Raw genomic sequence first — 11,136 nt, 5'->3', positions numbered from 1 at the left:
TCTCGATGGTCCTGCAGCGCGGCGACCGTATCGGTCTGCTCGGCGCCAACGGTACCGGCAAGACCACCTTGCTCAAGCTGATGCTAAACGGCCTGCAACCGACCAGCGGCACAGTGGAAGAGGGCACCCGGATCGACGTGGCCTACTTCGACCAGTTGCGCCATCAGCTGGATCTGGAAAAGACCGTGATCGACAACGTCGCCGAAGGTCGCGATTTCATCGACATCGACGGTCAGAGCCGCCACGTGCTGAGCTACCTCGGCGACTTCCTGTTCAGCCCGCAGCGTGCCCGCACGCCGGTCAAGGCGCTGTCCGGTGGCGAGCGTGCGCGTTTGCTGTTGGCGAAGCTGTTCAGCAAGCCGGCGAACCTGCTGGTCCTCGACGAACCGACCAACGACCTCGATGTGGAAACCCTCGAGCTGCTCGAAGAAGTGCTGCTGACCTTCAACGGCACTGTGCTGATGGTCAGTCACGACCGGGCATTCCTCGACAACGTGGTCACCAGTACCCTGGTTTTCGAAGGTGAAGGCAAGGTGCGTGAATACGTCGGTGGCTATCAGGACTGGATCCGTCAGGGCGGCTCGCCGCGCCTGCTGGGCGTGACCGAGAGCAAGTCGGGCAAGGCTGACCTGAATTCGGCGGGGGTTACCGCTGAGCCTGCTGTGGTTGCTGAGCCTGCCGCTGTCGCGCCGGCGGCCAAGAAGGAACTGAGCTACAAGCTGCAGCGCGAGCTGGAAGCGTTGCCGGGTGACATCGACGCCAAGGAACAGCAGATCGCTGCGGTCGAGGCTGAAATGGCCGAAGCCGGTTTCTATCAGCGTCCGCCGACCGAGACGGCCAAGGTAATTGCTTCGCTGGAGCAGTTGCAGGCTGAGCTGGATGCACTGGTGGAGCGTTGGGCCGAGCTGGATGCCTGACTGATCCGGCGACAAAAAAGCCCGGCCTCATTTGCGTGAGGCCGGGCTTTTCACATGCGGATCGAGATTCAATAGGCGTGGGCCTGGTGTTTCAGCGTTTGACCAGGTGCACCGCCAGTACATCGCAAGGCGCGCCGTGCAGTACGTCATTGGCCGTGGAGCCAAGCAACAGCGCCAGGCCGTGACGGCCATGGCTGCCGACGACGATCAGGTCGCAATGGTTTTCCTTGGCGAAATGATGGATTTCCTGGCGTGGCTGACCATAGGTCAGGTGGCAATTGGCGCCTTCAAGCTCTGCGTATTTGGTTTTCAGACGCTCGAGACGCTCCTTGGCCTGATCGAACTGCTGTTGTTGCAGTTGTGACAGATCCATCGGCACGTCGCCGCCGAACGCCATCGCCATTGGTTCGACGATATGTACCAGCGACAGCTTGGCGCCGTTGCTCGCCGACAGCTCTCGGGCGCGGTGAATCACAGGGTCGCACTCTTCGGTCAGATCTACGGCGACCAGGATATGGGAGTAGGGCATGAGGTGCTCCTCGTGAGGTTTCAATATTGTTAAGTATGGCTGGTTTCAAGCGCATTGGTTCCAAAGTGACACAATGCGCTCACCAAGAATTGGGAATAGAGATATGACGGTCTGGTTAGTGGTGTCAATCCTGCTGGTGGTATTAAGTCCGCTGGCCTGGTTGCGCCCTTCGCGTGTTCAAAGCGGTCGCATGGCCCTGCGCATGGAGGCGCGCCGCATTGGTCTGGCCATGCAACTGGCGCCTCAGGAATGGCCGCACTGGCTGGGGCAGGAGCCGCCCAATCCGTGCGCGCAATACCATCGGCCGCGCCGTGGCAATCAACCGGCATGCTGGGCTTACTGGCAGAAAGCGCCGGGTGTGTGGGTCAATCAGTGGCAGGAAGTCTGCGAAGACCGGGCGCTGCTTAATCATTTCGAAAAGTTGCCGGGCAACGTTTTCAAAGTCGAGGCCGACAAGCAGATGATCGCCTTGTATTGGGGCGAGAAGGGCGAGGCCACGGTCTTGCAGGATATCGACGCGACTCTGAAAGCGCTGGCGTGATGCGCGGACTTTTCGCACTGCAACGGTGTGAAGCGTCCGGCAGACGAGCAATAAAAAGCCCGACATGATTCGTCGGGCGGGGTTGGCCAGGCAGGCCGGAAATTCTTTTCGAGGCTGAATCGGGCAATCTCTGATCAGCACATCTCACTGTAGTCCAGCCAGCGTAGCCTTTTAAACAGGGTTCGGTGTGAATTAGGGCGACTTTTCTAACTATTGATTCTATGAATGGCTTCACATGCAGGCGTGTGTTGCACGTCTGCGTGGTACGGAAATGACCGCAAAGTCGCATTTCAACCCGTATTTTGGGCGATTGACAATTGTCGGAAATTCCGTGAAGGTGACGTACCCAAATCAAACGGGCGTATGAATTGAGCGTTTGTCTTACAGACTGCTCCTACAGAATCCCGACTATCGCGTTGGCGGGTGTGCCGGGTGGATTGGCGTTAGCATCGACGAAAAAGCGTCCTGCCGAGCCATTCGCCTGCGTCCGACGTGTACTGTTCAGCTTCCATATCGTGGAGATCAGTTGATGATTTACGAAGGTAAAGCCATCACGGTTAAAGCTCTTGAAAGTGGCATCGTCGAATTGAAATTCGACCTCAAGGGTGAGTCCGTCAACAAGTTCAACCGTCTAACCCTGAACGAACTGCGTCAGGCCGTAGACACCATCAAGGCAGATGCTTCGATCAAGGGCGTGATCGTCAGCAGTGGCAAGGACGTGTTCATCGTCGGCGCCGACATCACCGAATTTGTCGACAACTTCAAGCTGCCGGATGCCGAGCTGGTTGCTGGCAATCTCGAAGCCAACAAGATCTTCAGCGATTTCGAAGACCTCAACGTTCCTACCGTAGCGGCCATCAACGGCATCGCGCTGGGCGGCGGTCTGGAAATGTGCCTGGCGGCTGACTATCGCGTCATGTCGACCAAAGCCAAGATTGGTCTGCCGGAAGTCAAACTGGGCATCTACCCAGGCTTCGGCGGCACTGTGCGTCTGCCGCGTCTGATCGGTGTCGACAATGCCATCGAGTGGATTGCCGCCGGCAAGGAAAACCGCCCTGAAGACGCCCTGAAAGTCAGCGCCGTTGACGCCGTGGTTGCTCCAGAGAAGCTGCAGGAAGCTGCCCTTGAACTGATCAAGCGCGCCATCTCCGGCGAGTTCGACTTCAAGGCCAAGCGTCAGCCGAAACTTGAAAAACTCAAGTTGAACGCCATCGAACAAATGATGGCTTTCGAAACCGCCAAAGGTTTCGTCGCCGGTCAAGCAGGCCCGAACTACCCGGCGCCGGTCGAAGCGATCAAGACCATCCAGAAAGCCGCGAACTTCGGTCGTGACAAGGCGCTGGAAGTCGAAGCCGCCGGTTTCGTCAAACTGGCCAAGACCTCTGCCGCGCAGAGCTTGATCGGTCTGTTCCTGAACGATCAGGAACTGAAGAAAAAGGCCAAGGCCTACGACGAAATCGCCAAAGACGTGAAGCAGGCTGCCGTACTCGGCGCGGGCATCATGGGTGGCGGTATCGCCTATCAGTCGGCCTCCAAAGGCACGCCGATCCTGATGAAGGACATCAACGAGCACGGTATCGAGCAGGGTCTGGCCGAAGCCGCCAAACTGCTGGTTGGCCGCGTTGATAAAGGTCGCATGACCGCTGCGAAAATGGCTGAAGTGCTCAACGGCATTCGTCCGACCCTGTCCTACGGCGACTTCGGTCACGTCGATCTGGTGGTTGAAGCGGTCGTCGAGAACCCGAAGGTCAAGCAAGCTGTACTGGCCGAAGTTGAAGCTCAAGTCAAAGAGGACACCATCCTCGCGTCCAACACCTCGACCATTTCCATCAGCCTGCTGGCCAAGGCCCTCAAGCGTCCGGAAAACTTCGTCGGCATGCACTTCTTCAACCCGGTGCACATGATGCCGCTGGTGGAAGTGATCCGTGGTGAGAAGTCCAGCGAACTGGCCGTTGCCACCACCGTTGCCTACGCCAAGAAAATGGGCAAGAACCCGATCGTGGTCAATGACTGCCCGGGCTTCCTGGTCAACCGCGTACTGTTCCCGTACTTCGGCGGCTTCGCCAAGCTGGTCAGCGCCGGTGTCGACTTCGTCCGTATCGACAAGGTCATGGAAAAATTCGGCTGGCCGATGGGCCCGGCATACCTGATGGACGTGGTCGGCATCGACACCGGTCACCACGGTCGTGACGTGATGGCTGAAGGTTTCCCGGACCGCATGAAGGATGACCGTCGTTCGGCCATCGACGTGCTGTACGAAGCCAAGCGCCTGGGTCAGAAGAACGGCAAGGGCTTTTACGCCTACGAAGCCGACAAGAAAGGCAAGCAGAAGAAGGTTGCCGATCCATCGGTGCTGGAAGTGCTCAAGCCGATCGTTTACGAGCAGCGCGAAGTCACTGACGAAGACATCATCAACTGGATGATGATCCCGCTGTGCCTGGAAACCGTGCGTTGCCTGGAAGACGGCATCGTTGAAACCGCCGCCGAAGCCGACATGGGTCTGGTCTACGGTATCGGTTTCCCTCCATTCCGTGGCGGTGCGCTGCGCTACATCGATTCGATCGGTGTTGCCGAGTTCGTTGCCCTGGCTGACCAGTACGCTGATTTGGGCGCGCTGTACCACCCGACCGCGAAGCTGCGCGAAATGGCCAAAAACGGCCAGAGCTTCTTCGGTTAAGCGCCCCCAACTAGAGTGAGAGTGAACTTATGAGCTTGAATCCTAGAGACGTCGTGATTGTCGACTTCGGTCGTACTCCGATGGGCCGCTCCAAGGGCGGCATGCACCGCAACACCCGCGCCGAAGACATGTCGGCGCACCTGATCAGCAAGCTGCTGGAACGCAACGCCAAGGTCGATCCTGCTGAAGTCGAGGACGTGATCTGGGGCTGTGTGAACCAGACTCTGGAGCAGGGCTGGAACATCGCGCGCATGGCGTCGCTGATGACCCAGATCCCGCACACCTCGGCCGGCCAGACCGTCAGCCGTCTGTGCGGTTCGTCGATGAGTGCCCTGCACACTGCCGCGCAAGCGATCATGACCGGCAACGGTGACGTGTTCGTGGTTGGCGGCGTCGAGCATATGGGCCACGTCAGCATGATGCACGGTGTCGATCCGAACCCGCACATGTCCCTGTACGCGGCGAAAGCCTCGGGCATGATGGGCCTGACCGCTGAAATGCTCGGCAAAATGCACGGCATCACTCGCGAACAGCAAGACGCTTTCGGCGTGCGTTCCCACCAGTTGGCCCACAAGGCAACTGTGGAAGGCAAGTTCAAAGACGAAATCATCCCGATGCAGGGCTATGACGAGAACGGTTTCCTGAAACTGTTCGACTACGACGAAACCATTCGTCCGGAAACCACCCTGGAAAGTCTGGCGGCCCTCAAGCCGGCCTTCAATCCAAAGGGCGGCACCGTGACTGCGGGTACTTCGTCGCAGATCACCGATGGTGCTTCGTGCATGATCGTGATGTCGGCGCAGCGTGCGCAGGACCTGGGCATTCAGCCGATGGCGGTGATCCGTTCGATGGCTGTGGCGGGTGTGGATCCGGCGATCATGGGCTATGGTCCAGTTCCGGCCACACAAAAAGCCCTGAAGCGTGCGGGCCTTGGCATCAACGATATCGACTTCTTCGAGCTCAACGAAGCTTTCGCTGCACAGGCCCTGCCAGTGCTGAAAGATCTGAAAGTACTCGACAAGATGAACGAGAAGGTTAACCTGCACGGCGGCGCGATCGCCCTGGGTCACCCGTTCGGTTGCTCCGGTGCGCGTATTTCCGGCACCTTGCTGAACGTGATGAAGCAGAATAGCGGCACCTTCGGGGTGGCCACTATGTGCATTGGTCTCGGCCAAGGCATCTCCACCGTCTTCGAACGCGTTTAAGCGTCTCGTCGATGGAAGCCGGGGCCAAGTGCCCCGGTTTTTGTTTTTGCGGATTTATTTTGTTTTTATTTTGAAAAAATTTGAGTGAGGGCCGAAGCATGCCGATACAACCTGGGCTCTACCAACATTACAAAGGTCCGCAGTACCGCGTATTCAGTGTTGCGCGGCATTCCGAGACCGAGGAAGAAGTGGTCTTTTACCAAGCCCTGTATGGCGATTACGGCTTTTGGGTGCGCCCTTTGAGCATGTTCGTCGAGTCGGTCGAGGTTGACGGCGAGCAGGTGCCACGCTTTGCTTTGGTGCAAGCCGAACCGAGCCTTTTTACCAAGGCATGAGGCGAGTGCGCACAGAACCCTGTGCTTGACCTCACCTTGTATCAACTATATATAGCGGTGCCGCGTCAGGCGCCAACCGCCTTTCACTTCTAGAATTCAGGAATTTTCTGATCCATGGGCAAATCGCTGGTCATTGTGGAATCCCCGGCTAAGGCCAAGACCATCAACAAGTATCTGGGTAACCAATACGTGGTGAAGTCGAGTATCGGCCATATCCGAGACCTGCCCACCAGCGGTTCGGCTAGCGCCAGCAAAGAGCCAGCCGCCAAGCGTGGCAAGGCCGCTGCAGGCGAAGGTCCGGTGCTCACGCCGAAAGAGAAGGCGCGCAAGCAGTTGGTCTCACGTATGGGTGTCGATCCCGATCATGGCTGGAAGGCCAAGTACGAGATCCTCCCGGGCAAGGAAAAGGTCATCGAAGAGCTGCGCCGGCTCGCCAAGGATGCTGACACCATCTATCTCGCAACCGACTTGGATCGCGAGGGGGAAGCCATTGCCTGGCACCTGCGCGAAGCCATCGGTGGTGACGACAGCCGCTACAAGCGCGTGGTGTTCAACGAAATCACCAAGAAGGCGATTCAGGAGGCCTTCTCCGAGCCCGGCGAGCTGGACATCGACCGTGTGAATGCCCAGCAGGCGCGTCGTTTCCTCGACCGCGTCGTGGGCTACATGGTCTCGCCGCTGCTGTGGGCCAAGATTGCCCGTGGCCTGTCCGCCGGTCGCGTGCAATCGGTTGCCGTGAAGCTGGTGGTCGAGCGCGAGCGCGAAATCCGTGCGTTCAACCCGGAAGAATACTGGGAAGTGCACGCCGACCTTGGCACTGCCAAGGGCTCGACCGTGCGTTTCGAAGTGGCGCGTGAAAAGGGTGAAGCCTTCAAGCCGCTGAATGAAGCACAGGCCACGGCTGCACTGGAGAAACTCAAGTCCTCCAGCTACAGCATCGTCAAGCGCGAAGACAAACCGACCAGCAGCAAGCCGTCGGCACCGTTCATCACGTCCACCCTGCAACAGGCCGCAAGCAACCGCCTGGGCTTTGGCGTGAAGAAAACCATGATGATGGCCCAGCGTCTGTACGAAGCTGGCTACATCACTTATATGCGTACCGACTCGACCAACCTGTCGGCCGATGCCGTGGCGATGGCGCGCACTTACATCGAAGATGAGTTCGGCAAGAAGTACCTGCCGGAAACGCCGAACGTCTACAGCAGCAAGGAAGGCGCACAAGAGGCTCACGAAGCGATTCGTCCGTCCGACGCCAACACCACGCCGAGCAAGCTGGCTGGTATGGAGCGTGATGCTGAGCGTCTGTATGAGCTGATCTGGCGCCAGTTCCTCGCTTGCCAGATGCTGCCGGCGCAATACCTGTCGACCACCGTCAGTGTGGCGGCGGGTGACTTCGAGCTGCGTGCCAAGGGCCGCATCCTCAAGTTCGACGGTTACACCCGCGTTCTGCCGCAGATCGCCAAGCCTGGCGATGACGATGTTCTGCCGGACATGGCGCAAGGCGACGTGATGAAGCTGATCACGCTCGATCCGTCCCAGCACTTCACCAAGCCGCCGGCGCGTTACTCCGAAGCCAGTCTGGTCAAGGAAATGGAAAAACGCGGCATCGGTCGTCCTTCGACTTACGCAGCGATCATTTCGACCATTCAGGACCGCGGCTATGTGACCCTGCACAACCGTCGTTTCTATTCGGAAAAGATGGGCGACATCGTCACTGAGCGTCTGTCCGAGAGCTTCTCCAACCTCATGGACTACGGCTTCACTGCCGGCATGGAAGAGAACCTTGATGACGTGGCCCAGGGCGAGCGTGACTGGAAAAACGTGTTGGACGAGTTCTATGGCGATTTCAAGAAGAAGCTCGAGGTAGCCGAGAATCCGGACAATGGCATGCGTGCCAACCAGCCGGTCATGACCGACATTCCGTGCACCACGTGCGGCCGTCCGATGCAGATCCGTACCGCCTCGACCGGTGTGTTCCTCGGTTGCTCAGGCTACAGCCTGCCGCCGAAGGAGCGCTGCAAGGCCACCGTCAACCTGGTGCCGGGCGACGAAATTGCTGCGGACGACGAAGGTGAGTCGGAATCGCTGGTGCTGCGTGGCAAGCATCGCTGCCCGATCTGCAGCACGGCGATGGATGCCTACCTGCTCGACGAGAAACGCAAACTGCACATCTGCGGTAACAACCCGGATTGCGCGGGCTACGAGATCGAAGAGGGTAACTACCGCATCAAGGGCTACGAAGGTCCAAGCCTGGAATGCGACAAGTGTGGCAGCGAGATGCAACTCAAGACCGGCCGTTTCGGCAAGTTCTTCGGTTGCACCAACCCGACCTGCAAGAACACCCGCAAACTGCTCAAGAGCGGTGATGCGGCGCCGCCGAAGATGGATCCGGTGAAGATGCCTGAGCTGAAATGCGAAAAGGTCAACGACACCTACATCCTGCGCGACGGTGCTTCCGGTCTGTTCCTCGCGGCCAGTCAGTTCCCGAAAAACCGTGAGACCCGTGCTCCGCTGGTGATTGAAATTCTGCCGCACAAGGACGAAATCGATCCGAAGTACCACTTCCTGTGTGAAGCGCCACAGAAGGACCCTGACGGCCTGCCGGCGGTGATCCGCTATAGCCGCAAGACCAAGGAGCAATACGTGCAGACCGAAGTCGACGGCAAGCCTACCGGCTGGAAAGCGTTCTACGACGGTGGCAAGTGGACCGTTGAAGACAAGCGCACGAAAGCCAAGGCTGAGTAAGCGCCGGTCCGATACACAAAAGGCCGCATGATGACCCTCGGGTTTCATGCGGCCTTTTTGTTTTGTGCTTGCGGTCGGCTCCGCTGATCCATGACACTGTCAGGTCTGTGTGACGTAATTATTTCGCTGTGGAGACTGCCGGCATGGCGCACGAACTCTATACCCGCACCAATCAGAAGATCTATTTCGCCGGCTTGTCGCTGGAAGCGCTGGCGCGCGCCGAAGAGGGGCGAGCGATGAACGCGTTGGCGTTGATTCAGGCGGGACGTGAATCCGCGTTATTCCACCTCTATGGCGCGCTGTTGGGTTTATGCCATGAGATTGCCGGGTTCTATCGTTTGCCCCAGGCCAGCGCGCCTCGAGCCGAGGTTTTGCTGACCCGCGAAGTGCTGGAAACGATTGCGATCCCCGAATTGGCCGAGATGATTGAGCTGGCAGGTAATCCGGAAACCTGGCTGGCGAAACTATTGGCGGCGCATTCGGCGCTGTTCCAGCCACCACGGGTGCCGCACAAGCCCAAGGGCGATGTGACGCAGCCGTTGATTCAGGCCGTTAATCTGGATGAAGAGGAGGCGCCGCAGGAACTGACTCGCGAAGAGCTGGAGAGCTGGCGGCAGAATCTCAAAGGCTTGGCCATTCGTTTTCGCGAAGGATTGAACGAGTGTTGAGGTCGATTGACACGGTGGCAATATGAAACATGCTGCTGGTCAAGATCCCGAGCGAAGCCTGAATGATGTCTATATAATCCCTGCCTTTCGTGGAGAACAGACCTATATGCCAACGTCCTTTCTAGAAATTGTCGAGTTACCAGACGGCCGAATCGAACTGCGCAGGGCTGAGGACGAGGGTTCTCTGGTGACGCTGGATTTCTCCGAGGATGCCAAGACGTTCCTGCAGGGGCAGCATGTCGAGATCGCCAAGGCGATGTTGAGTGTTGGCGTGCAGATGGCGGGTCGGATGATCGAAGGTGAGTTTGATAAAGATGAGGGGCCACGGGTTCTTCATTGATCCCTGCCTGTTTTTGTCGGTACCGCTTCAGATCGGCTTCTCTGTCCCTGGAGAAGCCCTGCGCTCCAAACAGCGCGCGTTGTCAGTGAGTCAACCCAATCGGATGTTCAGGCTTTGAGCGTCGCCCGTGCGTGCAGCGCTGATCAGTTGTTGCCGCGATTGGGCATTCAGCGGGTTGAGCCAGGTCACCACCGTATGACTGCGCGCCAGGCGCAGTGCTTCGCAGGCCAGTTGCTGGGCGCTCTGAGTGCCGCGCGGTTGCAGCAGTAGAATCCGTTCACGATTCAGGCCCGCATCCCGAAGCCATGCCTGGGTCAGGCTGGCCGGTGGCGCAATCAGCGTCAGCCAGCGTGCGTCCTGGTCCTCGCTGAGTTCGCGCAGGATCGGGGCGAGCAGGTTCAGGCAGTTCCCGGCCGCACCGCGCAGTGACAGCTCACTGAATACTTCGGGTTCGGCATTCCAGGGACGCTCGACCACTTCTTTCAGGATCGGCGCCATCGGTTGCGCCAGAAACGCTTCGAATAAAGGCAGTTGTGTTTGCTGAGGTGTGTGTGGGGACTGCATAAAGCCTCCTTTAGCGGCGGATTACGCCGACACTCAAGCCTTCGATCACCAGTTCCTGATCTTTCAGGTCAACTTCGATAGGCGCGAACTCAGGGTTTTCGGCGATCAGCCAGACCTTGCTGCCTTCGCGCTTGAAGCGTTTGACGGTCACTTCATCACCGATTCGCGCCACGACAACCTGGCCGTTACGGGCTTCGCGGGTGGTATGAACCGCCAGCAGGTCACCGTCGAAAATACCGATGTCCTTCATGCTCATGCCGTGAACGCGCAGCAGGTAGTCGGCGCGTGGATGGAAGAAGGCAGGGTTGATGTTGCAGGATTCTTCGATGTGCTGCTGGGCGAGAATCGGTGCGCCGGCAGCGACTCGGCCAATGATCGGCAGGGTAGAGTCGTCGGCCTTGGCTTCGAAGCCCGGGATGCGAATGCCGCGGGATGCGCCAGGCGTCATCTCGATGGCGCCCTTGCGGGCCAGTGCCTTCAGGTGTTCTTCTGCCGCGTTGGGCGACTTGAAGCCCAGCTCCTGAGCGATTTCCGCACGGGTTGGCGGGTAGCCGTTGTCTTCGAGGCAGCGTTTGATAAAGGCCAGAATCTCGGCTTGGCGTGGCGTCAGCTTTA

General features: G+C 58.6%; 10 protein-coding genes and 1 pseudogene. 8 read left to right on the top strand and 3 right to left on the bottom strand.

Translation table 11 applies throughout. From position 1 onward, the window contains the following. Nucleotides 1-917 (top strand): annotated as a pseudogene (locus DBR24_RS31830) (ATP-binding cassette domain-containing protein); the annotation flags it as partial. A 91-nt stretch (nt 918-1,008) separates the two neighbouring features. On the opposite strand, the gene DBR24_RS09465 reads toward DBR24_RS31830, so the two are convergent. Continuing rightward, nucleotides 1,009-1,446 carry a universal stress protein gene (locus tag DBR24_RS09465; protein WP_123461922.1) on the bottom strand — a complete coding sequence of 146 codons (438 nt, stop codon included), beginning with the start codon at nt 1,444-1,446 and terminating at the stop codon, nt 1,009-1,011. Between the two features lie 103 nt (nt 1,447-1,549). Between DBR24_RS09465 and DBR24_RS09460 the strand changes: the two genes are divergently transcribed. The 7 genes from DBR24_RS09460 (at nt 1,550) to DBR24_RS09425 (ending at nt 9,957) form a co-directional block, all read left to right on the top strand. After that, complete coding sequence (locus DBR24_RS09460) at nt 1,550-1,987, top strand: hypothetical protein (protein WP_123461924.1); 438 nt, start codon at nt 1,550-1,552, stop codon at nt 1,985-1,987. A 529-nt stretch (nt 1,988-2,516) separates the two neighbouring features. Beyond that, nucleotides 2,517-4,664 (top strand): fatty acid oxidation complex subunit alpha FadB, encoded by a 2,148-nt coding sequence (fadB, locus tag DBR24_RS09450; protein WP_123451295.1) that lies wholly within the window; start codon nt 2,517-2,519, stop codon nt 4,662-4,664. A 29-nt stretch (nt 4,665-4,693) separates the two neighbouring features. Then, complete coding sequence (gene fadA, locus DBR24_RS09445) at nt 4,694-5,869, top strand: acetyl-CoA C-acyltransferase FadA (RefSeq protein ID WP_007910465.1); 1,176 nt, start codon at nt 4,694-4,696, stop codon at nt 5,867-5,869. 98 nt (nt 5,870-5,967) lie between these two features. Beyond that, a complete protein-coding gene (locus tag DBR24_RS09440; RefSeq protein ID WP_123461926.1) occupies nt 5,968-6,204 on the top strand; it encodes a DUF1653 domain-containing protein in 237 nt (78 codons plus the stop codon). Nucleotides 6,205-6,318: 114 nt separating this feature from the next. Further along, nucleotides 6,319-8,949, top strand: a complete 2,631-nt coding sequence (topA, locus tag DBR24_RS09435; protein WP_128614589.1) for a type I DNA topoisomerase — start codon at nt 6,319-6,321, stop codon at nt 8,947-8,949. Between the two features lie 143 nt (nt 8,950-9,092). Then, nucleotides 9,093-9,617 carry a DUF6586 family protein gene (locus DBR24_RS09430; protein WP_123461929.1) on the top strand — a complete coding sequence of 175 codons (525 nt, stop codon included), beginning with the start codon at nt 9,093-9,095 and terminating at the stop codon, nt 9,615-9,617. Between the two features lie 106 nt (nt 9,618-9,723). Continuing rightward, nucleotides 9,724-9,957, top strand: a complete 234-nt coding sequence (locus DBR24_RS09425; RefSeq protein ID WP_064392830.1) for a hypothetical protein — start codon at nt 9,724-9,726, stop codon at nt 9,955-9,957. A gap of 90 nt (nt 9,958-10,047) precedes the next feature. Here DBR24_RS09425 and sulA read toward each other — a convergent pair whose 3' ends face one another. Continuing rightward, nucleotides 10,048-10,521 (bottom strand): SOS-induced cell division inhibitor SulA, encoded by a 474-nt coding sequence (sulA, locus tag DBR24_RS09420; protein ID WP_128614588.1) that lies wholly within the window; start codon nt 10,519-10,521, stop codon nt 10,048-10,050. A gap of 10 nt (nt 10,522-10,531) precedes the next feature. Then, nucleotides 10,532-11,136: transcriptional repressor LexA (gene lexA, locus DBR24_RS09415; protein ID WP_128614590.1), on the bottom strand; the 605-nt coding region annotated here is incomplete at its 5' end.

This window comes from Pseudomonas sp. HMWF006 (genome assembly GCF_003061205.1).
In the GTDB taxonomy this organism is placed as follows: Bacteria; Pseudomonadota; Gammaproteobacteria; order Pseudomonadales; family Pseudomonadaceae; genus Aquipseudomonas; species Aquipseudomonas monsensis.
The sequence above is the reverse complement of the archived record's forward strand: the minus strand, read 5'-3'. Positions and strand labels throughout refer to the sequence as shown.